General features: G+C 65.6%; 18 protein-coding genes. 9 read left to right on the plus strand and 9 right to left on the minus strand.

Going from position 1 to position 23624, the window contains the following annotated elements:
- Nucleotides 1–4: 4 nt before the first annotated feature.
- Complete coding sequence (locus A5791_RS24010; protein WP_369828132.1) at nt 5–859, minus strand: adenylate/guanylate cyclase domain-containing protein; 855 nt, start codon at nt 857–859, stop codon at nt 5–7.
- 273 nt (nt 860–1132) lie between these two features.
- On the opposite strand from A5791_RS24010, the gene A5791_RS24015 reads away from it, so the two are divergent.
- Nucleotides 1133–2185, plus strand: a complete 1053-nt coding sequence (locus A5791_RS24015) for an oxygenase MpaB family protein (protein ID WP_067242415.1) — start codon at nt 1133–1135, stop codon at nt 2183–2185.
- Here A5791_RS24015 and A5791_RS24020 read toward each other — a convergent pair whose 3' ends face one another.
- From A5791_RS24020 to infC, 4 genes are all read right to left on the minus strand, one after another.
- Nucleotides 2186–2971, minus strand: a complete 786-nt coding sequence (locus tag A5791_RS24020; protein ID WP_067242419.1) for an RNA methyltransferase — start codon at nt 2969–2971, stop codon at nt 2186–2188.
- A 14-nt stretch (nt 2972–2985) separates the two neighbouring features.
- Nucleotides 2986–3375: a 50S ribosomal protein L20 gene (rplT, locus tag A5791_RS24025; protein ID WP_067242424.1), complete on the minus strand. Its 390-nt coding sequence runs from the start codon at nt 3373–3375 to the stop codon at nt 2986–2988.
- 84 nt (nt 3376–3459) lie between these two features.
- Nucleotides 3460–3654 (minus strand): 50S ribosomal protein L35, encoded by a 195-nt coding sequence (rpmI, locus tag A5791_RS24030; protein WP_067242428.1) that lies wholly within the window; start codon nt 3652–3654, stop codon nt 3460–3462.
- A gap of 84 nt (nt 3655–3738) precedes the next feature.
- Nucleotides 3739–4341: a translation initiation factor IF-3 gene (gene infC / locus A5791_RS24035; RefSeq protein WP_082967117.1), complete on the minus strand. Its 603-nt coding sequence runs from the start codon at nt 4339–4341 to the stop codon at nt 3739–3741.
- Between the two features lie 483 nt (nt 4342–4824).
- Between infC and lysX the strand changes: the two genes are divergently transcribed.
- The 6 genes from lysX (at nt 4825) to A5791_RS24065 (ending at nt 13874) form a co-directional block, all read left to right on the plus strand.
- On the plus strand, nt 4825–8157 hold the full coding sequence (gene lysX / locus A5791_RS24040; protein ID WP_082967107.1) for a bifunctional lysylphosphatidylglycerol synthetase/lysine--tRNA ligase LysX: 3333 nt from the start codon (nt 4825–4827) through the stop codon (nt 8155–8157).
- Between the two features lie 95 nt (nt 8158–8252).
- Nucleotides 8253–8678 (plus strand): DUF6653 family protein, encoded by a 426-nt coding sequence (locus tag A5791_RS24045; protein ID WP_067242435.1) that lies wholly within the window; start codon nt 8253–8255, stop codon nt 8676–8678.
- A 10-nt stretch (nt 8679–8688) separates the two neighbouring features.
- The gene (locus tag A5791_RS24050) at nt 8689–8916 is read left to right on the plus strand and encodes a hypothetical protein (RefSeq protein ID WP_067242439.1); all 228 of its coding nucleotides are present in this window, start codon (nt 8689–8691) and stop codon (nt 8914–8916) included.
- Nucleotides 8909–10645, plus strand: a complete 1737-nt coding sequence (locus tag A5791_RS24055; RefSeq protein WP_067242443.1) for a serine/threonine-protein kinase PknH/PknJ — start codon at nt 8909–8911, stop codon at nt 10643–10645. The genes A5791_RS24050 and A5791_RS24055 overlap by 8 nt, the downstream gene beginning before the upstream one ends.
- A gap of 100 nt (nt 10646–10745) precedes the next feature.
- Nucleotides 10746–12692 carry a molecular chaperone HtpG gene (gene htpG / locus A5791_RS24060; protein WP_067242447.1) on the plus strand — a complete coding sequence of 649 codons (1947 nt, stop codon included), beginning with the start codon at nt 10746–10748 and terminating at the stop codon, nt 12690–12692.
- On the plus strand, nt 12693–13874 hold the full coding sequence (locus A5791_RS24065) for a winged helix DNA-binding domain-containing protein (protein ID WP_067242451.1): 1182 nt from the start codon (nt 12693–12695) through the stop codon (nt 13872–13874).
- Nucleotides 13875–13982: 108 nt separating this feature from the next.
- On the opposite strand, the gene uvrA is transcribed toward A5791_RS24065, so the two are convergent.
- Nucleotides 13983–16901, minus strand: coding sequence for an excinuclease ABC subunit UvrA (gene uvrA, locus A5791_RS24070; RefSeq protein ID WP_067242455.1), 2919 nt, complete (start codon nt 16899–16901; stop codon nt 13983–13985).
- A gap of 96 nt (nt 16902–16997) precedes the next feature.
- Here uvrA and A5791_RS24075 point away from each other — a divergent pair, with 96 nt between their 5' ends.
- Nucleotides 16998–17684, plus strand: coding sequence for an MBL fold metallo-hydrolase (locus A5791_RS24075; protein WP_067242673.1), 687 nt, complete (start codon nt 16998–17000; stop codon nt 17682–17684).
- A gap of 60 nt (nt 17685–17744) precedes the next feature.
- Here A5791_RS24075 and A5791_RS24080 read toward each other — a convergent pair whose 3' ends face one another.
- Nucleotides 17745–18188 carry a universal stress protein gene (locus A5791_RS24080; RefSeq protein WP_067242459.1) on the minus strand — a complete coding sequence of 148 codons (444 nt, stop codon included), beginning with the start codon at nt 18186–18188 and terminating at the stop codon, nt 17745–17747.
- Between the two features lie 186 nt (nt 18189–18374).
- On the opposite strand from A5791_RS24080, the gene A5791_RS24085 reads away from it, so the two are divergent.
- Nucleotides 18375–19961: a glycosyltransferase family 39 protein gene (locus A5791_RS24085; protein ID WP_067242462.1), complete on the plus strand. Its 1587-nt coding sequence runs from the start codon at nt 18375–18377 to the stop codon at nt 19959–19961.
- On the opposite strand, the gene A5791_RS24090 is transcribed toward A5791_RS24085, so the two are convergent.
- Both A5791_RS24090 and uvrB read right to left on the minus strand, forming a co-directional pair.
- Complete coding sequence (locus A5791_RS24090; RefSeq protein WP_067242465.1) at nt 19950–21365, minus strand: MFS transporter; 1416 nt, start codon at nt 21363–21365, stop codon at nt 19950–19952. The genes A5791_RS24085 and A5791_RS24090 overlap by 12 nt on opposite strands.
- Nucleotides 21362–23533: an excinuclease ABC subunit UvrB gene (uvrB, locus tag A5791_RS24095; RefSeq protein WP_067242469.1), complete on the minus strand. Its 2172-nt coding sequence runs from the start codon at nt 23531–23533 to the stop codon at nt 21362–21364. The genes A5791_RS24090 and uvrB overlap by 4 nt, the downstream gene beginning before the upstream one ends.
- Nucleotides 23534–23624: the final 91 nt, after the last annotated feature.

Here is a 23624-nt window from a genome sequence, read left to right on the forward strand (position 1 = left end):
TCTACTATGCCTCTGCATTTGTTTCGGCATGATCATCAGAGGTTAAGAACTCCCTACGAGTTTTGAGGCGGTATATCGCCAGGTCCGCCGGAACGCCGGCGGCTTTGTGTGCAAACGGGGGTTTACGCGCGCGCTTCGCGACGATACCCAGTTCGTCCAAATCACTTTGCGGTATCAGGTCCAGGGTCGCGCCGGACACCATGATGCCACCTTTGGTGGCTCGCTCCATGACGCGAGCGGCGATGTTGACGTCGTTACCGAGCCAGTCCGAGGCCAGCCGTTGCGGCCGCCCGGTGTGGATCCCGACCCGCATTCGCGGCGTGTAGCCGTCCACCTCGACCGATTTCATTGCCTCCTCGGCGACGCACACGGCCCGCACGGCGACCAGCGGGTTGCGGAACACCGCCATCAGACCGTCGCCCAGCCGTTTGACGATGTGTCCACCGGCATCCAGCAGTGGCGTCTCGACGGCCCGGGCAACCTGTCGTAACAGCGTGAGCGCTGCGTCGTCACCGGCCTGCAACGACCATGCCGAGAACCCGACCAGGTCGGTGAAAACCAGCGTCACCTCGGGATTCGCCGGCTTGCGGGACACGGCCTCGGTCAGCGCCTGCCACACCTGTAGCACGCTCAGACTGACCTCCCGCGATGCGGCATCACGATCCCCCAACAGCCGATCCGCGGCCCGCGCCGCCGCACGCGGGCCCCCTTCGCCCGCCGTGGACAGCGGGTCGCCGAAATCCGGATCACCGGGTAACAACCGTCGCGCCCGGCGGATGAACGCCACGACGCCCGGACTGTGGTTCCTGGAGCGCAGCCAATGCGCCGGAGAGCGTCGTTGCGGCGTCGGCGACGCCAGCGCAGTGGCCGCTTTGTCAGACCCGCCGGAATCCGTATCCCCAGGTCCGACTTCCACGATCGCAAGGGTAGGCGGTTGCGCCTGAACGCGGCAACGACGGCCGTCCCGGCGGTGCCGCAACTCACGACGAAGCGCCTGATCAGGGCCTCGATCAGAGCCTCGTCACATCGTCTCCGGACCGCGCGCAACACGATCCCCCGCGATGCGCGGAAATCATAGACAACGTGCGTTGTCAAAGTTATCGTGAGCGCAATTGGCAGTAGGAGGCCAGCGATGACAACGACGTCGATCTCACCCCAGGCCACATCCGCGACATCCGCTCAACCGCTCGGACCCGACTCGCTCACCTGGAAGTATTTCGGTGACCTGCGCACCGGGATGATGGGCGTGTGGATCGGCGCGATCCAGAACATGTATCCCGAGCTGGGTGCCGGAGTCGAGGAGCATTCGATCCTGCTGCGCGAGCCGTTGCAGCGCGTGGCCCGCTCGGTGTACCCGATCATGGGCGTCGTCTACGACGGCGATCGCGCGGCCTTAACCGGCCAGCAGATCAAGGGCTATCACCGCACCATCAAGGGTGTCGGCGCTGACGGGCGCCGGTACCACGCGCTGAACCCGGAAACGTTCTACTGGGCTCATGCCACGTTCTTCATGCTGGTCATCAAGGTGGCCGAGTACTTCTGCGGCGGCTTGACCGAAGCTGAGAAACGCCAATTGTTCGACGAGCACGTGCAGTGGTACCGGATGTACGGGATGAGCATGCGGCCGGTGCCCAAATCGTGGGAAGAATTCCAGGAGTACTGGGAGCGGGTAGGCCGCGAGCAGCTCGAGATCAACCAGGCGACGCTGGACATCTTCAATATGCGGATCCCCAAGCCGAGGTTCGTTCTGATGCCCACGCCGCTGTGGGACCAGCTGTTCAAGCCGATGTTCGCCGGCCAACGCTGGATCGCGGCCGGCCTTTTCGAACCCGCCGTCCGGGAGAAGGCGGGAATGCGCTGGACGCCGGGTGACGAGATACTGCTGCGGCTGTTCGGAAAGGTGGTCGAGCTGGCGTTCCTGGCGGTTCCCGACGAGATCCGGCTGCATCCGCGTGCGCTGGCCGCTTACCGCCGGGCCGAGGGACGAATCCGAAACGACGCGCCACTGATCGAAGCCCCCGCGTTCATGGCGCCGCCACCCGATCGCCGCGGACTGCCGATGCATTACTTTCCGCCTGGTTCCAATCCGGCCAAGTTTCTATTCGAGCGTGCCGGATCACTGGTGCACGGCACGCTGTCGATTGCCGGCCTGCGGCCCGCCCGAGGGCGTAAACGGGCGGCCTGATTACCGCGTCCGAGCCAGCGCCCGCGCACTCTGGTACAAGCAGATGGCTGCGGCTGCCGCCACGTTCAGGCTCTCGGCGCCGCCGAACATCGGGATGCGCACGCGGTGGTCGGCTTGTTCCGCCACGTCGGCGGACAGGCCGTGTGCTTCGGGACCGAACAGCCACGCCGTCGGCTTTGCCAGCAGCGGCTCGGCGTCGGCGAGGCAGGTCTCGCCGTCCACCGTGCTGGCCAGCACCTGCAGCCCGGCCGCGCGAAGCGCGATGATCGCGGCAAACGGGTCCGGCGCGACCACGACGGGAATCGCGAAGATGCTGCCGGCCGACGCACGCAGGCATTTGCCGTTGTAGGGATCGACGCTGTGCCCGCCGAGCACGACCGCCGCGGCGCCCATGGCGTCGGCGATGCGGATGACGCTGCCCGCGTTGCCGGGCTCCCCGATCTCGACAGCGACGGCAACCAGCCGAGGTGAGCCGGCCAGCGCATCGGTGAGCCGGGTCGTCGGCGTCTCGCAAACCGCGACCAACCCCGCCGGGGTGACCGTGTCGGACAGCGCCTTTGCGGCGCGCTCGGTCACCAGATGCACCGGCGAGTCCTGGGCGGCCAACAAGGACGCGTGCCGCTGTGCCGCGGACTCTGTGACGAAGACGTCGCGAACCAATCCGCTCGCCGACGCTGCGCGCACCAGGTTGGGCCCCTCGGCGAGAAACCGCCCGGCTCGTCGCCGAGCGACATGGCGATGCAGTTTCACCGCCGCGGCCACCCTGGCCGAGCGTTCGGTGAGCACTACCCGGGCCTGGGCTAGGCAGCCTCTCCGGACGGTGCGTTGACGTCGTCGGGAAGCGCCGCCCGCGCGACGTCCACCAGCGCAGTGAACGCCGCGGGGTCGCTGATCGCAATGTCGGCGAGGTTCTTGCGGTCCACCTCGACGCCCGCGGCCTTCAGGCCCTGGATCAGCCGGTTGTAGGTGATGTCGTTGGCGCGCGCGGCCGCGTTGATCCGCGAGATCCACAACTTGCGGAACTCGCCCTTGCGCGCACGACGGTCGCGGTAGGCGTAGTTCAGCGAATGCAGCTGCTGCTCTTTGGCTTTGCGGTAGAGCCGGGACCGCTGGCCGCGATAGCCTTTCGAGGCCTTGAGGACGCTGCGCCTCTTCTTGTGGGCGTTGACTGCCCGCTTCACGCGTGCCATGGATGTTCCTACTCTCGTTCAAACTTCAGATGCGGTTGGACGTGATTGACAAGGGTGGCGCTGAGCGCAGCGCCGCTCGGCGTGTCAGCCGTTCAGCAGGGAATTGACCCGCTTGGCGTCGTTGGCCGACACCGCGGTGCGGCCGTCAAGCCGCCGCGTCCGGGTGGTCGGTTTGTGCTCGAGCAAGTGCCGGCGGTTGGCTTTCTGGCGGACGATCTTCCCGGTGCCGGTGCGCCGGAACCGTTTGGACGCCCCGCTGTGGGTCTTGGCCTTGGGCATGTTTCCTCCGCTTCTGGTGCTTTCTGGTGCTTCTGATGCTTTATCAGGTCGTGGTTCTTGTTCAGTTGCGCCTTTTGCTGGCAGTCAGTTCGGTGACGGTGTCGTCTCCCCGGCTCCGGGCCCGCCGGGCTCCCCAGCCGGCCCCTCAGGATGCCGCGCCCGGGCGCGGGTCTTGGCGCCGCGGTGCGGTGCCAGCACCATCGTCATGTTGCGTCCGTCCTGCTTGGCCGAGGTCTCGACGAAGCCATAGTCGGCGACGTCGGCACCGAGCCGCTGCAGCAATCGGTAGCCAAGCTCGGGCCTGGACTGCTCGCGTCCGCGAAACATGATGGTGACCTTGACCTTCGACCCCGCCTCGAGGAAGCGGACCACGTGACCCTTCTTGGTCTCGTAGTCGTGGTCGTCGATCTTCGGCCGCAGCTTCTGTTCCTTGACGACGGTCTGCTGCTGGTTCCTGCGGGATTCGCGCGCCTTCTGCGCCGCCTCGTACTTGTACTTGCCGTAATCCATGATTTTGCAGACCGGCGGTCTGGCGTTGGGGGCAACTTCGACGAGGTCGAGGTCGGCGTCCGCGGCGACGCGGAGTGCATCTTCGATACGCACGATGCCTACCTGCTCCCCTCCAGGGCCAATCAATCGGACTTCAGGTACGCGAATGCGCTCGTTGACGCGGGTCTCAGTGCTGATGGGGCCTCCCCTGCTCGGCTTCTTCTGGTCTGTTGTTCGTGACCAGAGCCTGGAATCGGCCGCAAATGCACCGGGAAGCCAGCGGTGGATATACCACGCCACCAGCAAAAAAGCCCTGCACAAGCAGGGCCCAATGCCGACCGGTCGCGGCCCGAAAGCTCAAGCCGCCTGCGCCGTGCGCAGGACGGGCATCAAAACACGCCCGTTGACCGGACCGCATAGCCTTACAGAAGTTCTCGATAGTCGGAATCTTCTCTTGGCATGCGGTGGGAGTGGGACTCCACTTAACTGTCCCTGGCCTTAGCCGGGATGGTCGCGCAGGCCAGTCTAGCAGCACGGGGCTCGAAGGCGTTGCTGACGACCGTCGACGAGGCGGGCGAACTCGTGGCCGTCCCTGAATGCTCTCGTCCGGTCTTGGTACTCTTGGCCAGTCTTGGCCGTTCGCCAGCAATTTCAGTGTTTGAAGGAATATTCTCGCGGTCTGTGACACTCGCATCGACTCGCCCGAGGACTAGCCAGTCGAACTCCCGGCTTCACTGGGTGCCGGCGGCGGCCGGCTGGACCGTCGGCGTCATCGCCACCGTGTCACTTATCGCAAGCGTGTCACCACTGCTCCGGTGGCTCATCAGGCCGCCGCGGGAGTTCATCAACGCCTATCTGTTCAACTTCCCGGACACCAGCATCGCGTGGTCGTTCGTGCTGGCACTGCTGGCCGCCGCCCTGACCGCCCGCAAACGGATCGCCTGGTTGCTGCTGCTCGGCAACATGGTCTTCTCGGCCGCCTTGAACGTCCTCGATCTCGCCCAGGGTGGTAACCGGCCTTCCGAGAACTTCGGCGAAAGCCTGGGCTTCGCTTTCCATGTCGTGGCAGCCATTGTGCTGATCCTGAGCTATCGGGAATTTTGGGCCAAGGTCCGCAGGGGCGCCCTGTTCAAGGCGGCCGCGGTGCTGGTTACCGGGTGGATGATCGGGATCCTGTTGTCCTGGGGCCTGGTAGAGATGTTTCACGGCACCCTCGCCCCGGGTGATCGGTTGCTGTACGTGGCCAACCGGGTGGTCGGGTTCGCCGTCGTGCCCTCGCACTTGTTCACCGGCCGGCCGCAACCGCAGGTATTCCTCAACGCGATATTCGGGTTGTTCGGCGCGCTTGCGCTGATGGTCGCGGCAGTCGTGCTGTTTCAGTCCCAGCGGGCGGACAACGCGCTCACCGGCGAGGACGAATCCGCCATCCGCGGACTGCTCGAATTGTGGGGGCAGAACGACTCACTGGGCTACTTCGCCACCCGTCGCGACAAGTCGGTGGTGTTCGCGCAGAGCGGCCGCGCCGCGGTCACCTATCGAGTCGAGGTAGGCGTCTGCCTGGCCAGCGGCGACCCGATCGGCGACCCCAGAGCGTGGCCGCAGGCGATCGACGCCTGGCTCGGTCTCTGCCAGGCCTACGGCTGGGCACCGGGCGTCATGGGTGCCAGTTCGGAAGGGGCCAAGGCATACCGCGAGGCCGGTCTGAACGCCCTGGAGCTCGGCGACGAGGCGATCCTGCGGACCGCTGACTACAAGCTGTCCGGCCCGGAGATGCGCGGGGTGCGTCAGGCGGTGACGCGGGCGCGACGTGCGGGGCTGACGGTACGATTCCGGCGACACCGCGACATCTCCCCGGAGGAAATGGCGGACACCATTGCTCGCGCGGATGCCTGGCGCGACACCCAAACCGAGCGCGGCTTCTCGATGGCGTTGGGCCGGCTCGGCGATCCGGCCGATTCCGACTGCCTGCTGGTCGAAGCCGTCGATCGCGGCGGCAATGTGGTCGCAATGCTGTCGCTGGTCCCCTGGGGCCAGACCGGCGTCTCCCTGGACTTGATGCGTCGCTCGCCGCAGTCCCCCAACGGCACCATCGAACTGATGGTCAGCGAGCTCGCCCTGAACGGGGAAAAGCTCGGCCTCAGCCGTATCTCCCTGAACTTCGCGGTGTTTCGCTCGGCGTTCGAGCAGGGCGCCCAACTCGGCGCCGGCCCGGTTGCACGACTGTGGCGCGGGCTGTTGCTGTTCTTCTCGCGATTCTGGCAACTGGAGGCGCTGTACCGCTCGAACATGAAATACCAGCCCGAGTGGGTACCGCGGTACGCCTGCTATGACGATGCCCGGCTGATGCCGCGGGTAGGTGTCGCCTCGGTGATCGCAGAAGGCTACCTGGTGTTGCCGTTCAGCCGGCGCAACAAGGAGCACACCGGTCATCACTCGGCCGTGCCGGCGAGACTGGCCGAATCCGGCTTGCTGCATCACGACGGGTCAGCTCCGGACGTCAGTGGGCTACAACAACAACGAGGCGTCGTCACCGAGGGAGAACCGAAGTCCCGGCTGCCCGAACAGGTCCGGGTGCGCCTGACCAAGCTGAAGACGTTGCAGCGCACGGGCATGGACGCCTACCCGGTGGGCAGTCCGCCCAGCCACACGATCGCCGAGGCGATCGACGCCGACGACAAGGACAACGTCTCGGTTTCCGGACGCATACTGCGGATCCGCGACTACGGCGGCGTGCTGTTTGCCGATCTGCGTGACTGGTCGGGTGAAATGCAAGTGCTGCTTGACAATTCACGCTTGGAGCAGAGCCGCACGCGCGATTTCACCGCCGCCATCGATCTGGGCGACCTGGTCGAGTTGACCGGCCAGATGGGCTTCAGCAAGAACGGGAACCGCTCGTTGATCGTGCGGGATTGGCGAATGATCGGTAAGTGCCTGCGGCCCCTGCCGAACAAGTGGAAGGGGCTGACCGACCCGGAGGCTCGGGTACGGACTCGATACGTCGATTTGGCGGTCAACCCCGAATCCCGCGATCTGGTGACAGCCCGCAGCAGCGTGTTGCGTTCGGTCCGGGAGACGTTGTTCGCCAAGGGATTCATCGAAGTCGAGACCCCGATTCTCCAACAAATTCACGGCGGCGCCGCGGCGCGGCCCTTCGTGACCCACATCAACAGCTACGACATGAATCTGTTCTTGCGCATCGCGCCGGAGCTCTACCTCAAACGGCTCTGCGTCGGCGGTGTGGAGCGGGTGTTCGAGCTGGGCCGCGCGTTCCGCAACGAGGGCGTCGACTTCAGTCACAACCCGGAATTCACATTGCTCGAGGCCTACCAGGCGCATGCCGACTACATGGTGTGGGCCGACGGCTGCCGCGAACTCATTCAGAATGCCGCCGAAGCCGCGAACGGCTCCCAGACGGTCATGCGGTTCCGGACCGACGGGTCGGACCGCATCGAACCAGTGGACATTTCCGGCAGCTGGCCGGTGAAGAGCGTGCACCAAGCGGTTTCCGAGGCGCTCGGCGAGGAAATCGACGTCGAGACCAGCCTGGCCACCCTGCGCAGGCTGTCCGATGCCGCGCACATTCCCTACCGGAAGCAGTGGGACGCGGGCGCGGTGGTGCTCGAGCTGTACGAGCATCTGGTCGAGGACCGGACCGAGCATCCGACGTTCTACATCGACTTTCCGGCGTCGGTGTCGCCACTGACCCGCCCGCACCGCAGTAAGCCCGGTCTCGCCGAGCGCTGGGATCTGGTGGCCTGGGGCGTCGAGCTCGGCACCGCCTACAGCGAGCTCACCGATCCGGTCGAGCAGCGGCGTCGTCTGCACGAACAGTCGCTGCTGGCCGCCGGCGGCGACCCCGAAGCAATGGAACTCGACGAAGACTTCCTGCAGGCCATGGAATATGCGATGCCGCCCACCGGTGGACTGGGGATGGGCATCGACCGGCTTGTGATGCTCATCACGGGTCGCAGCATCCGCGAGACGCTGCCCTTCCCCCTGGCAAAGCCACACTAGTTCCGATGGTGACGACCCGTCCCCCGCAAGCGGGAGGTGCCCCCAGCGCCCGGCTTCGCCGCCCTTGCGATCGCCACTAGTCCGGGCTTTGTCGCATGCCCAAGTTGTCGATCGCAGCGTTTCGCCGGGCGATTTTTGCGCGGCACGCCAATCCGTGGAGTGCCTGGACGCGCTGGGCGAGCACACCCTTGGTATTGGTGCCGATCTGGACGCGGCGGTGGCGCGACGCCGCGCTGGTCGCATTCTGGCTGGCGGTCAACCCGGTGGTCTTCGGTAAACCGCGCGACGAGCGGGCCTGGTCCACCCGGGCGATGCTGGGCGAGGAGCTCTGGATCACCCGTCGGCCCCGGGATGCAGCCATGGCGGTCACCGGGCTCACTTCCGCGGTGGCGCTGGGCGCGATCGTCGCCGCCCGTCGCCGCCAATTGATTCCGGCGACTGTCGCGACGGTCGTGCAGATGGCGCTGACGCTGGTGTACTGGGAGCAGATGGTGCGGTACTTCGATCGGGAGCCCAAGTAGCCTGGTCTGCATGCCTGACGAAGAAACGACGTCGGACGGATACGACGACTCGGGGGTGCCGACCTTCGAATCCGTCCGCGAGAAGATCGAAACCCGTTACGGAACCTCGGTGGGCGCAACGGAACTCGACGCGGAGAGCGCAGAAGGGCGCAAGATCGAAGACGAGTACGAGAAGCGTCAGCGCGCGGCTGCCGAACGGCTGGCGCAGATCCGTGACTCGATGCGAAGCGATGACTGACACCGGACCGATTTCGCGGGTAGGCACCCAGTTCGGCCCCTATAAGCTGCAGCGACTGCTGGGCCGTGGCGGTATGGGCGAGGTCTACGCGGCCTACGACACGGTCAAAGACCGCACTGTCGCGCTGAAGCTGATGTCGCAGCACTTCAGTTCCGACGACGTGTTTCGCCGTCGCATGCAACGCGAAGCACACACCGCAGGTCGCCTGCAAGAACCACACATCGTGCCGATCCATGATTACGGCGAAATCGACGGTCAGCTGTTCATCGACATGCGCTACGTCGACGGCAACGACGTTGCGGCGCTGATCCGCCGCGAGGGACCGCTGGCTCCGCCTCGCGCGGTGGCCATCATCGAACAGGTCGCCGCGGCGCTGGATGCCGCGCACCGGGCCGGGGTGATCCACCGCGACATCAAACCCGAGAACATCCTGCTCACCGGCGAAGACTTCGCTTACCTCGCGGACTTCGGGATCGCCGCAGCCTTCACCGACAAGAACGTGACGAAGACCGGTACCGCAGTGGGCAGTTGGTGCTACATGGCACCCGAACGATTCGACGACGGCGAAATCACCTACCGCGCCGACATCTACGCGCTGACGTGCGTCCTTTACGAATGCCTGACTGGCGTTCCGCCGTATTCCTCGGAGAATCTGCCCGCGCTGATGGCAGCACATCTCACCCGCCCTATTCCCCGACCCAGCCAACAAAACCCCTCGGTGCCAAGCGGTTTCGACGATGTGATCGCCCGCGGGATGGCCAAGGAACCCACCGAGCGCTACGAAAGCGCCGGCACCCTCGCGAAGGCCGCCCATGAGGCGTTGAGCGCGACCGATCAGCATCGGGCGGACACGCTGCTCGAACACACCCGGCAATTCGCTCCGCCGCCGAGCGGGCCGATGCCGATGATGCCGCCTCAACTCCCGCTGCCGCCCCAAGCATGGGCTCCGCCAAGGCCGTCTCAGCGCAAACCGTGGTTGCTCGTCGGCGCCGCGGCGGTGGTCGTCGCCGTGCTCGTCGCCGCGGCCATCTGGCTGGCAGTCCGCAATACCGGCAGCGAGCAGCAGAACAGCCAGACAACCACTCCGATCACGACCACCGCCCCCGCGCTTTCCACCACAACCGCGGCCACCACGACCAGGGAGGTTCCGACAGTTGCTCCCGCGCAGCTGAATTCGCTGCTGCTTACGCCGGCACAAATCAACGCTCTCTTCTCGACGTCCGGCGTCGCCGTCAGCAAGACCAGAACGGATATGGCAGACGTCGATCCCGGAGACCAGCTGTCGGACGCGCAATGTCTCGGGGCGTTGATCGGTTTCCAAAGTCCGACTTACAAGAGCAGTGGCTATACCGCAACGGTGGCCCAGCTGTTGCAGAAGGGCGGAAATCCCGGCATCGTTGTCGTCCAAGGTGCTGTGCACTTTGCGTCCGCGCAGCAGGCGAACCAATTCGTCTACTCTCAGAGACTGCAGTGGCAGGGGTGTGCCGGGAAGACCATCACTCAGACGACCCATGACGGCAAGACCTTCGCATGGAGATTCCATGACGTCGACGGCACTCCCCCGAAAATCGCGCTGGTGCACGACTCGACCGACAATACGGGCGCGACGTGCCAGCACGTGCTGAGCGCGGTGTCCAATGTGGTCCTCGACGTCAACGCGTGCGCATCGCAGCTCACCAACCAGGCCAGCCAGATCGCCACCGACATGGCCGCCAAAGTGCCCAAGTAGACGTCGCTGATGTTCACAGTGGCAGCCCGGATGCCGCCCGGCACGCTGTGGATAATCGGTTCCGAGATATGCACATCGCCAGACCAGTCGAAGGAGGTATATGAACGCGCAGGCAGAGCAGCTGGAATTCCAGGCGGAGGCGCGCCAGCTGCTGGATTTGATGGTCCACTCGGTCTACTCAAACAAGGACTCGTTTCTGCGGGAGTTGATCTCGAACGCCTCCGACGCGCTCGACAAGCTGCGGCTGGAGGCCTTCCGCAACAAGGACCTGGACGTCGACACCAGCGATCTGCACATCGAGATCGAGCCCGACAAAAGCGCCCGGACGCTGACCATCCGCGACAACGGGATCGGGATGACCCGCGAAGAGGTCGTCGACCTGATCGGCACGCTGGCCAAGTCGGGGACCGCCGAATTGCGGCAGAAGTTGCGGGACGCGAAGAACGAGTCGGCCTCCGAAGAACTCATCGGCCAGTTCGGGATCGGGTTCTATTCGACGTTCATGGTGGCCGACAAGGTCGAGCTGCTCACCCGCAAAGCCGGCGAGAGCGCGGCCACCCGGTGGGAGTCCACCGGGGAAGGCACCTACACCATCGAGTCGGTCGACGACGCTCCTCAGGGAACCTCGGTCACACTGCACCTCAAGCCCGAAGACGCCGAAGACGAGCTGCACGACTACACCTCGGAGTGGAAGATCAGGGAGCTGGTCAAGAAGTACTCGGACTTCATCGCCTGGCCCATCCGGATGGACGTGGAACGTCGCACCCCTGCTTCCCAAGAAGAAGGGGCAGACGGCGGCGAAGAGCAGGTCACCATCGAGACGCAGACCATCAACTCGATGAAAGCCCTGTGGGCCAAGTCCAGAGACGAAGTGTCCGACGAGGAATACAAGGAGTTCTACAAGCACATCGCGCACGCCTGGGACGACCCGCTCGAGGTCATCCAGATGAAGGCCGAAGGGACCTTCGAGTACCAGGCTCTGCTGTTCATTCCGTCGCACGCCCCGTTCGATCTGTTCAACCAGGACAACAAGATCGGCATCCAGCTGTACGTCAAGCGGGTCTTCATCATGAGCGACTGCGAGGAGCTCATGCCGATCTACCTGCGCTTCGTCAAGGGCGTCGTGGACGCACAGGACATGTCGCTCAACGTTTCCCGCGAAATCCTGCAGCAGGACCGGCAGATCAAGGCGATCCGGCGGCGGCTGACCAAAAAAGTGCTGTCCACCATCAAGGAACTGCAGTCCGATCGCCCTGAGGACTACCGCACGTTCTGGTCGCAGTTCGGCAGGGTTCTCAAAGAGGGCCTGATGTCCGACCACGACAACCAGGACACGCTGCTTCGGGTTTCGTCGTTCGCCTCCACACACAGCGACGAGGAACTCACCACGCTGGCCGAGTACGTGGAGCGGATGAAGGAGGGCCAAGAGCAGATCTTCTACGCCACCGGCGAGTCGCGTCAGCAACTGCTCAGCTCCCCGCACCTGGAAGCGTTCAAAGCCAAGGGCTACGAGGTGCTGCTGCTCACCGACCCGGTCGACGAGGTCTGGACGGGAATGGTGCCCGAGTTCGACGGCAAACCACTGCAGTCGGTGGCCAAAGGCGAGGTGGACCTGGACTCCGAGGAGGACAAGTCCGAGACCGAACGCGAAGAGCAGGCAAAGGAATTCGCCGACCTGCTGGCCTGGCTGCAAAAAACGTTGGACGAGCATGTCAAGGAAGTGCGGTTGTCGACCCGCCTGACCGAATCGCCGGCCTGCCTGATCACCGACGCCTTCGGCATCACGCCCGCGCTGGCGCGCATCTACCGTGCCAGCGGACAGGCGCTTCCGGTCGGCAAGCGGATTCTCGAGCTCAATCCGAACCATCCGCTGGTCACCGGGCTGCAACAGGCACACAAGAAGGGCGGCGACGAGGCTGAGATGCAGCGGCTCGCCGAAACCGCCGAATTGCTCTACGGCACAGCCCTTCTCGCTGAAGGTGGCGCACTCGAGGATCCGGCCAAGTTCGCCGGGCTGCTCGCCGACCGGCTGGTCCGTACTCTGTAGGTGCGCAAATTCGGTGTCGACGAACGGCGAAACCGACTGGCGCGCAGGCATTTCCTGGCGCCTGTCGGCTCGCCGCCGATAGGCACGGTCATCACCGGCCTGATCGGGCTGCATGCCACCGACCCGTCCACTCCGTACCTGTCGCTGTGGGCGCGGTCGGCGGGTTTCTCCACCACCAACCTGGACGGCGAGCTGTACGTGCAGCGGTCTGCCGTCAAACAACTGGCGATGCGGCGGACGCTGTGGTTGGTGAACGCCGCTGACCTTGGACTAGCGCAGGTCGCGGCCAGCGACCGGGTGGCCGACAACGAAAGTCGCCGGTTGGCCGCCGATGTCCGCAAGGCCGGGGTGGCCGCAGACGGCGAGCGTTGGTTGGAAGCGGCCCGTGCCGCGGTGCTGAGGTACCTCGGCGAGCACGGGCCCGCCAGCAGCACAGAGCTGCGGGCCGCGTTGCCGGAACTGGCTGGCACCTACGATCCGGCACCCGGAAAGCGCTGGGGCGGTGAGGTTCCGATCGCCCCACGGGTTTTGACGGTGCTTTCGGCGCGCGGCGAGATCGTGCGCGGCCCGAATGACGGAACCTGGACCACGTCGCGTCCACGTTGGGCGACCACCGCGCACTGGCTGGGTGAGCTTCGCCGGCCGGCGTCGTCGGCAGATGCGCAGGCGGAACTCACCCGGCGCTGGCTGCGGACGTTCGGGCCGGCGAGCGTCGACGACGTGAAGTGGTGGTTCGGCACCACCCTGACTGCCGCACGAAAGGCATTGGCCGACATCGACGCGACGCAAGTGGACCTGGACGGAAAGCTCGGCTACGCGATGCCGGACGATCTCGAGACCGAGCCGGGCGTGGAACCCTGGTGTGCGCTGCTTCCGGGCCTCGATGCCACGACAATGGGCTGGTGTGAACGTGACTGGTATCTCGGTGCCCACCGGGACCAGGTTTTCGACCGCAACGGCAACGCGGGCCCGACCGCATGGTGCAACGGACGCGTGGTAGGCGGCTGGTATCAAGACGATCAAGCCCGCGTCGAGTTGCAGTTGCTCGAAGACCCCGGCCGGGACGCGCGACGTGCCCTGCAGCGACGTGCCGACGAACTCACCGAGTGGCTGGACGGCGTGCGGGTCAGCCCTCGCTTCCCGTCGCCGCTGTCCAAGTCTGGAACCCAGTTGCCAAGCTGATCGATTCTGCGGCCAGGGCGTGGAACTGCGAGTGGAGCGCGCCCTCACCACAGAATCAACGCCCTCAGCGCAGTCTCGATGCGCCCCAGAATGCCGAGCGGGGAAAGATCAGGCGCTGACTTTCCGGCGCCGGGATGGGCGACGCGGCGTGCTCGTCGACGCGCCGTTACGCCCGACCACTTCGGCGAGGAACTTCCCGGTGTAACTTTCCGGCACCGCCGCAATGTCTTCCGGTGTGCCTTCGGCGACGACTGTCCCACCCTCGGCGCCGCCCTCGGGCCCCATGTCGACAATCCAGTCCGACGTCTTGATCACGTCCAGGTTGTGTTCGATGACGATCACCGTATTGCCTTTGTCGACAAGGCCGTTGATGACGCCCAGCAGCTTGCGGATGTCGTCGAAATGCAGACCAGTGGTGGGCTCGTCGAGGATGTAGATGGTGCGCCCGGTGGAGCGCTTCTGCAACTCCGAGGCCAGCTTCACCCGCTGCGCCTCACCGCCGGACAGGGTGGGCGCGGGCTGCCCGAGCCGGACGTAGCCCAGCCCCACGTCGACCAGCGTGCGCAGGTAGCGGTGTATGCCGGTGATCGGCTCGAAAAACTCCGACGCCTCCTCGATCGACATGTCCAGCACATCCGAGATCGTCTTGCCCTTGTAGTGAACTTCCAGGGTTTCCCGGTTGTAGCGGGCGCCATGGCAGACCTCGCACGGCACGTACACGTCGGGCAGGAAGTTCATCTCGATCTTGATGGTGCCGTCACCGGTACACGCCTCGCAGCGGCCGCCTTTCACGTTGAACGAGAACCGGCCGGGTTGATAGCCACGGACTTTGGCCTCGGTGGTGGCGGCGAACAGCGTGCGGATCTTGTCGAAAACCCCCGTGTAGGTGGCCGGGTTGGACCGCGGCGTGCGACCGATCGGCGACTGGTCCACCCGCACCAGCTTGTCCAGATGGTCCAGCCCGGTGACCCTGGTGTGCCGACCCGGCACTTGCCGGGCGCCGTTGAGCCGGTTCGCCAGCACCGCCGCCAGGATGTCGTTGACCAGGGTCGACTTTCCGGAACCGGACACACCCGTCACCGCGGTCAGGACCCCGAGCGGAAAGGACACGTCGATTCCGCGCAGGTTGTGCTCGCGGGCACCGACGACGGTCAGTTGGCGTCGCCGGTCGGCGGGACGGCGGATGGCGGGTATCTCAATGCGTTCCTTGCCCGACAGGTAGGCGCCGGTGATGGACTCCGCGTTGGCCAGCAGCTCGCTGTAGGTACCGCTGTGCACGATGGCGCCACCATGCTCGCCGGCTCCCGGGCCGATGTCGACGACCCAGTCGGCGTGCGCGATGGTGTCCTCGTCGTGCTCGACCACGATCAGCGTGTTACCCAAATCCCTTAAACGAGTGAGGGTTTCGATGAGCCGACGATTGTCGCGCTGATGCAGCCCGATGGACGGCTCGTCGAGCACGTAGAGCACTCCGACCAAGCCGGACCCGATTTGAGTCGCCAGCCGGATCCGTTGGGCCTCACCGCCGGACAGCGTGGCCGCCGCACGGGACAGCGACAGATACTCCAGCCCGACGTCGAGCAGGAAGCCGAGCCGCGACTGGATTTCCTTGAGCACCTGCCCGGCGATCGCCTGCTCACGCGTACCGAGGGTGAGCGCGTTCAGAAAGTCGGCGCAGTCCGAGATCGACAGCTCGCAGACTTCGGCGATCGATTTGGCGCCGCGTTCTCCCGCCGCCAACGTCACCGCCAAGATCTCCGGCTTGAGCCGGGTGCCCTCGCATACCGGACAGGGCACGTCACGCATGAAGCCCTCGTAGCGTTCCTTCATCTGCTCGGACTCGGTCTGTTCCATCTTGCGCTGCAAGAACGCCAGCACGCCTTCGAAGTCGGCGTAGTACGAGCGGGTGCGGCCATACCGGTTGCGGTACCGCACATGCACCTGGTGGTCGGAACCCTCGAGAATTGCCTTGCGCGCCTTGGCCGGAAGCTTGCGCCAGGGAGTATCGACGTCGAAACCCAACTCCTCACCGAGGCCGGCCATCATGCGAGTGAAGTATTCCGCGGTGTGGCCGTTGGACCACGGCGCCACCGCGCCGTCGGCCAGCGTGCGTTCCGGGTCGGGCACCACCAGGTCCGGGTCGACCTCCTTGCGGATTCCCAGCCCGGTGCACTCGGGGCAGGCGCCGTAGGGCGAATTGAACGAAAACGACCGCGGTTCCAAGTCGTCGACCGCCAGTGGGTGTCCGTTGGGGCAGGCGAGCTTCTCGGAGAACCGCTGTTCGCGTGGGTGGCCGTGTTCGTCGTGGTCGTCGGGAAACTCCAGCACCACGATGCCGTCGGCCAGGTTCAGCGCGGTCTCGACCGAGTCGGTGAGTCGCTGCTTGGCGGTGGCCTTGACGGTGAGGCGGTCCACCACCACCTCGATGTCGTGCTTTTCCTGCTTCTTCAGCTTCGGCGGATCGGTCAGCGGATGCACCACGCCGTCGACCCGCACCCGGCTGTAACCCTGCGCGTTCAGCTTGTCGAACAGGTCGGCGAACTCGCCCTTGCGGGTGCGCACCACCGGTGCCAGCACCAGGAACCGGGTGCCCTCCTCCATCGCCAGCACCTGGTCGACGATTTGCTGGGGCGTCTGCCGTGCGATCCGCTCACCGCAGACCGGACAATGCGGCGAGCCCGCGCGGGCATACAGCAGACGCAAATAGTCGTAGACCTCGGTGATGGTTCCGACCGTCGATCGCGGGTTGCGATTGGTGGACTTCTGGTCAATGGACACCGCCGGGGAAAGGCCCTCGATGAAGTCGACGTCCGGCTTGTCCATCTGTCCCAGGAATTGGCGGGCGTACGCCGACAGCGACTCGACGTAGCGCCGCTGGCCCTCGGCGAAGATGGTGTCGAAGGCCAGCGACGACTTGCCCGATCCGGACAGGCCGGTGAAGACGATCAGCGCGTCACGAGGCAGGTCAAGGTCGACACTGCGCAGGTTGTGCTCGCGAGCACCCTTGACGATGAGGCGATCAGCCACGCACTCCCTTTCAACCCATTGGCTTTCAGATAGAACTCGTCCCCCATGCTATGTGGCCGTACCGACAAGCATCCTCAGACCAGTAACCTGACCGGTATGACTGCCCCCGACAAGCTGAGCGACAACTACACCGGACACGTCGATCCCGGTACCGCGGCGCGCCGCACGCTGCCCGGGGCCACGATCCTGAAGGCGTCAGTGGGTCCCATGGACAACAACGCCTACCTGGTGACATGTTCCGAGACCGGCGAAACTCTCCTGATCGACGCCGCCAACGACGCCGAGATACTCATCGACCTGATCCGTCGGTACGCGCCGAAACTGTCGCTGATCGTGACCAGCCATCAGCACTTCGATCACTGGCAGGCGCTGGAGGCGGTGGCCGCGGCCACCGGCGCGCCGACCGCCGCGCACGAGATCGACGCCGATCCGCTGCCGGTCAAGCCCGATCGTTTGCTGGCCAACGGCGATACTGTTCAAATCGGCAAGCTGAGCTTCGACGTCATCCACCTGCGCGGGCACACGCCCGGATCCGTTGCCCTGGCCCTCGACGGGCCGGCGACCGGAGGAGTCACGCAACTGTTCACCGGTGATTGCCTGTTCCCGGGAGGGGTCGGCAAGACGTGGCAGCCCGGCGACTTCACCCAGCTACTCGACGACGTCAGCACCCGGGTGTTCGACGTGTACGACGACTCCACCGTCATCTACCCGGGTCATGGTGACGACACCGTGCTGGGAACTGAGCGTCCCAACCTCGGCGAATGGCGTAAACGAGGCTGGTAGGCGGCCAGTGGCGATCGCGAGCGCGGCGGAGCCGGGCGATGCGGGTCGCCACCATCAGGACTAGTTGGTGGTGTGCACGATCAACACGTCGACCTTCGCCCGACGTGAGACGTTGGCCGGCACCGATCCCAGCAGACGACCGGCGATGGTGCTCAGACCGACGTTGCCGACGACCAGCAGATCGGCTTTTTCCTCCTCGGCGAGGTGCACCAGCGCGTCGACCGGGGCCCCGACGATCGGTCGCTCCTCCACGTTCTTCGCGCCGGCTTTGTGCGCCCGCTCCCGCGCGTCGTGGAGGATGTCGTAGATCGGAGCGGTGCCCGACACCTTGTAGCTCTCCTGTTTCAGGACGTCGGCGGCCCGGCCGTCGTCATGCTGGGGTAGATACGCCGACGCGATGATCAATTTCGCGTCCGCCCCGGCGATAGTGGCCGCCCGGTCCACCGCACGCATCGATGAATCCGAGCCGTCGGTTCCTACCACCACGGTCTTGTAGGCGCTCATTTACCCTCCCAATGTCGGTTGCTACGCCAAGCCAAGACATTATCGCGTGCCGCATGCAGATGGTGCGATTAAACCGCGTCGAATACCTCAGGGCCACGCGGACGTGCCGGGTTCGCAATCGGCCGGAACCCTGGCCAGCGCACCCGGGACGGACCGCTGACCAGGTTCATTACAGTGACAAGCATCATGCCTGTACCGACACTCGAAGGACGCGCGGCGGATATCGCCGACGAGCCGGGGCGCGCACACGCTCGCGGCAGGCTGCTCGACCCGCTGGCGATCGCCCTGCTGGCCGCGGTGATCAGCGCAGGCTGGGCGGGCAGGCCGTCGCTGTGGTACGACGAGGGCGCCACGATTTCGGCCTCGGCAAGCCGGACACTGCCCGAACTGTGGAAGCTCCTCGGCCATATCGACGCGGTGCACGGCTTCTACTACCTGCTGATGCACGGCTGGTTCGCCATCTTTCCGCCGACGGAATTCTGGTCGCGGCTTCCCAGCTGTCTGGCGGTAGGGGCCGCAGCGGCAGGTGTGGTGGTTTTCGCCAAGCAATTTCCGTCGCGAGGCCGTCTCACCGCGCTGTGCGCGGGCGTCATTTTCGCCATCCTGCCTCGGGTCACGTGGGCCGGTATCGAGGCGCGCTCGTCGGCTCTGTCGGTGGCGGCCGCCGTCTGGCTGACGGTGTTGTTCGTCGCCGCTGTGCGGCGCAACAGGCCACGGTTGTGGCTGGTCTACGCGCTCGTACTGATGCTTTCCATACTGGTCAGCGTCTATCTGGTGCTGTTGGTGCCGGTGTATGCCGCGATGCTGGCCGTGCTCGCGCCCGAACAATCCGGCAACCACAAGTCAGTCGTCATCTGGTGGGCGGCCAGCTCGGCCGTCGCGCTGGGCGCCATGACACCGTTCCTGCTGTTCGCGCATGGGCAGGCGTTTCAGGTCTCGTGGATCGCGGGCCTGCATCGCAACCTTTTCCTCGACGTGGTGCACCGGCAGTATTTCGACCACAGCGTTCCGTTCGCGATCCTGGCGGGAGTGATCGTCGTCGCCGCCATCGCGGCGCGGCTGGCCGGCGCACCCGGTCCCGGTGCGCCCGGACCCGGCCGGCTTCTCGTGGCCTGCTCGGCGTGGATCGTCATTCCCAACGCCATCGTGCTGATCTATTCGGCAACCGTCGAACCCATGTACTACCCGCGCTACCTGATTCTCACCACGCCTGCGGCGGCCGTGGTGCTGGCGGTCTGCATCGTCACGGTCGCCCGCAAACCATTGCTCATCGCCGGTCTGGTAGCACTGTTCGCGGTCGCCGCACTGCCGAATTACCTTGTCACGCAACGCGGCCCGTACGCCAAAGCGGGCTGGGACTACAGCCAGGTTGCCGATCTGATCAGTTCCCACGCCGCGCCTGGCGACTGCCTCATGGTGGACAACACCGTCCCCTGGCGACCCGGGCCGGTCCGTGCGCTGCTGGCCGCCCGCCCCGCCGCGTTCCGGTCGGTGATCGATGTGGAGCGTGGGTATTACGGGCCCAAGGTCGGTGCCTTGTGGGACGGTCACGTGGCGGTGTGGCTGACGACGGCCAAAATCAACAAGTGCTCCACGCTGTGGACCATCACCGACCGGGACAAATCGTTGCCCGATCATCAAACCGGCGACTCGCTGCCGCCGGGGAAGGCGTTCGGGCGCGCGCCGGCGTATCAGTTCCCCCGCTATCTGGGGTTCCGCATTGTCGAGCGGTGGCAGTTCCACTACTCGCAAGTGGTCAAGTCAACGCGGTGAGTGCCGGTCGCCGCGCGTCGCCCGGTAGGAGGCGACGAATCCGACCGCGGCCAGCAGCGTGAACACCGTGAACAACCACCGGGCGGCCAACAGGTCGGCGCCGTCGGCCATGTTCACCACCACCCCGGCCAGTCCGGCACCGAAAGCTGCGGAAATCAGCTGCACGGTGTTGATCGCGGCCGCGGCCGCGCCGCTTTCGGCGGGGTCGTCGACACATTCCATGGCCCTTACCGCCAGGTGCGGCCAGGCCATTCCGATGCCTATTCCGGCCACCAGCAATGCCACCGTCCAAAGCACGATGACTCCGATCGATGCGTCGGCGCGCTGAGTGACGGCACCCACCGCAAGACCGGACGCCATCACGAGAGGGGCGGTCAAGACCACGTACCCGATCAGTCGAGAATTGTTCAGCGATGCGCTGACGATCTCGCTGACCGTCCAGCCGACCGCCAGCGCCGCACCCAGGAAGCCGGCCAGAACCGGGTTCAGGTGACCGAGCCGCTGACCGAACAAGGGCACGTAGGTGTCCACCATCACCGCCATCATCTGCACGGCCATCGTCAGGTAGACCCATTTCAACGGGCCGGAGCCAAACACGCTCAGCGGCAACACCGCTGCATGGCTGCGCCAGTCGACAACCACGAACACCCCAACCAGCAGCACACCGGCGGCCAGCAAGCCAGTGGTCGCCAGGACGTGACGCGGGAGTTGTGCGACGCTGACCGCCAGCGCCGCGGCGCCCATCAGCAGCAATGACCAGACCGGCACCTTGAGGGCCGGCGTCGCGGGTGCGTCGCCACCCGGGCCGTTTCGGCTCGCGGCCAGTACCGTCGGCACCAGGATCGACATCAGCGCCGTCAGGATCGTCATCGAGCCGAATGCCCAGCGCCACAACCCGAACTGGGCGAACACGCCACCGATCGCCGGCCCGACGACGGTTGCGACCCCCCACATCGCCGACACCAGCGCCGACCCCCGGGTCCACAACGATCGGGGCAGGGCGGAGTTGATCAGGGCATACCCGAGACCGGCCAGCAGACCGCCGGCCACTCCCTGCAGGGTTCGTCCGGCTATCAGGACCTCCATGCTCGGCGCTGCCGCGCACACCAGGCTGGCGACGCCGAAAACGGCCAACCCCAGCAGAAACGAGTTGCGCGCGCCGAATCTCAGCAGTACCGAATTGACTGTGGTCGCCGCGACCACCGAGCCGACCAGATAGAGGGTGACCACCCAGGCGTACAGCCGGCTGCCGCCTATCTCGGCGATAGCGCTGGGCAGCAGGCTGACCGTCAGGAACTCGTTGGTGGCGTAGAGACCGACGCCGCCGGCCAGCACGACGGACGTCCCGAGGTAGCGGCCCAGCAGCTCACGCCAACTGCCGGTCTCGGTTGTCGTATCGGTCACTTGAGCCCGGCGGCGTCCATCCCGCGCAGTTCTTTCTTCAGGTCCGCGATCTCGTCGCGGAACCGCGCGGCCAACTCGAACTGAAGGTCACGGGCCGCGGCCATCATCTGGGCGGTGAGGTCTTTGATCAGGTCGGCCAGCTCGGCTCGCGGCATGGCAGAGGTGTCCCGGCCCTCGAACACCCCCGCGCTGACCGCGCGGCCGGGCTCGCCCTGCGCCCGCCGGCCACGCGACGCGTTGCGGCCCGACCCACCTATCTCGACCGTTTCCGTGTCGTCCGCCTCGCGATAGACCTGGTCGAGGATGTCGGCGATCTTCTTGCGCAGTGGCTGCGGGTCGATGCCGTTGGCCTCGTTGTACGCGATCTGCTTGGCGCGCCGGCGCTCGGTCTCGTCGATGGCTTCCTTCATCGAATCGGTGACCGTGTCGGCGTACATGTGCACTTCGCCCGAGACGTTGCGGGCCGCGCGGCCGATGGTCTGGATCAGGCTGCGGGTGGAGCGCAGGAAGCCCTCCTTGTCGGCATCGAGGATCGCGACCAGCGAAACCTCGGGCAGGTCCAGGCCTTCCCGGAGCAGGTTGATGCCGACCAGCACGTCGTACTCGCCGAGCCGCAGCTGCCTGAGCAACTCGACCCGGCGCAGCGTGTCCACCTCGGAGTGCAGGTAGCGCACCCGAATACCCATCTCGAGCAGATAGTCGGTGAGGTCTTCGGCCATCTTCTTGGTCAGCGTGGTCACCAGCACCCGCTGATCGGCGTCGGCGCGTTTCCGGATTTCGCCGATGAGGTCGTCGATCTGCCCTTTCGTCGGCTTGACCACGACTTTCGGATCGACCAGACCGGTGGGCCGGATCACCTGCTCGACGAACTCACCGCCGGTCTGGCTCAGCTCATACGGCCCCGGCGTCGCCGACAGGTACACCGTCTGACCGATCCGCTGGGCGAATTCCTCCCAAGTCAGCGGGCGGTTGTCGCAGGCCGACGGCAGACGGAACCCGTACTCGACGAGGTTGCGTTTCCGGGACATGTCGCCCTCGTACATGCCGCCGATCTGCGGCACGGTGACGTGCGACTCGTCGATCACCAGCAGGAAATCCTCCGGGAAGTAGTCCAGCAAGGTCGCCGGCGGTGAGCCCGGCCCGCGGCCGTCGATGTGGCGCGAGTAGTTCTCGATGCCCGAGCAGAACCCGACCTGGCGCATCATCTCGATGTCGTAGTTGGTGCGCATCCGCAGCCGCTGGGCCTCCAGCAGCTTGCCCTGACCCTCGAGTTCAGCGAGCCGTTCGGCGAGTTCCGCCTCGATGGTCGAGATCGCGTGCGCCATCCGCTCCGGGCCGGCGACGTAGTGCGTGGCAGGGAATATCCGCAACGAATCGACCTGGCGAATCACCTCACCGGTCAGCGGGTGCAGGTAATACAGCGCCTCGATCTCGTCGCCGAAGAACTCGATGCGGACCGCCAGCTCTTCGTAGGACGGGATGATCTCCACGGTGTCCCCGCGCACCCGGAACGAGCCACGGGTGAAGGACAGGTCATTGCGGGTGTACTGCACGTCGACCAGCAGTCGCAGCAGGCCGTCGCGTGGGACCTCGGCGCCGACCTTCAGCTCTACCGAACGGTCCAGATAGGACTGTGGGGTGCCCAGTCCGTAGATGCAGGACACCGAGGCCACCACGACCACGTCGCGCCGAGACAGCAGAGCCGAGGTCGCCGAGTGCCGCAGCCGCTCGACGTCGTCGTTGATAGAGCTGTCTTTTTCGATGTAGGTGTCCGTCTGCGCGATGTACGCCTCCGGCTGGTAGTAGTCGTAGTACGACACGAAGTACTCGACCGCGTTGTGCGGCAACATTTCTCGCAGTTCGTTTGCCAGCTGAGCGGCCAGCGTCTTGTTGGGCGCCATCACCAGCGTGGGCCGCTGCAGGCGTTCGATGAGCCACGCCGTGGTCGCCGACTTGCCGGTGCCGGTGGCGCCGAGCAGCACCACGTCGCGCTCCCCCGCTCTGATCCGCCGCTCCAGCTCCTCGATGGCCGTCGGCTGGTCGCCGGCCGGCGCGTGCTGACTGACCACCTCGAAGCGTGCGCCGGTGCGCACCAGCCCCTCCACGTCCTCGGCGGCTGGGCGGTATTCCGAATGTGCGACTACTGGATGCTCGGTGGCGAAAGCCATGTCACCAGAGTAGAGGCGAGCACTGACAAGCTACCGACCGCGAGCGTGCGCAGAATGCCGGCTCTATCGGCGTGTCGCCGTCCAACCACGC

Origin of the sequence: Mycobacterium sp. 852002-51163_SCH5372311, from assembly GCF_001667115.1 — a bacterium.
Classification (GTDB): domain Bacteria; phylum Actinomycetota; class Actinomycetes; order Mycobacteriales; family Mycobacteriaceae; genus Mycobacterium.

Bases quoted from the DNA above. Each gene is read 5' to 3' on its own strand.
- A5791_RS24015 (WP_067242415.1), top strand. From the start codon at position 1,133: ATGACAACGACGTCGATCTCACCCCAGGCCACATCCGCGACATCCGCT.
- rplT (WP_067242424.1), bottom strand. From the start codon at position 3,375: ATGGCACGCGTGAAGCGGGCAGTCAACGCCCACAAGAAGAGGCGCAGC.
- rpmI (WP_067242428.1), bottom strand. From the start codon at position 3,654: ATGCCCAAGGCCAAGACCCACAGCGGGGCGTCCAAACGGTTCCGGCGC.
- A5791_RS24045 (WP_067242435.1), top strand. From the start codon at position 8,253: ATGCCCAAGTTGTCGATCGCAGCGTTTCGCCGGGCGATTTTTGCGCGG.
- A5791_RS24050 (WP_067242439.1), top strand. From the start codon at position 8,689: ATGCCTGACGAAGAAACGACGTCGGACGGATACGACGACTCGGGGGTG.
- A5791_RS24055 (WP_067242443.1), top strand. From the start codon at position 8,909: ATGACTGACACCGGACCGATTTCGCGGGTAGGCACCCAGTTCGGCCCC.
- htpG (WP_067242447.1), top strand. From the start codon at position 10,746: ATGAACGCGCAGGCAGAGCAGCTGGAATTCCAGGCGGAGGCGCGCCAG.
- A5791_RS24075 (WP_067242673.1), top strand. From the start codon at position 16,998: ATGACTGCCCCCGACAAGCTGAGCGACAACTACACCGGACACGTCGAT.
- A5791_RS24080 (WP_067242459.1), bottom strand. From the start codon at position 18,188: ATGAGCGCCTACAAGACCGTGGTGGTAGGAACCGACGGCTCGGATTCA.
- A5791_RS24085 (WP_067242462.1), top strand. From the start codon at position 18,375: ATGCCTGTACCGACACTCGAAGGACGCGCGGCGGATATCGCCGACGAG.
- uvrB (WP_067242469.1), bottom strand. From the start codon at position 23,533: ATGGCTTTCGCCACCGAGCATCCAGTAGTCGCACATTCGGAATACCGC.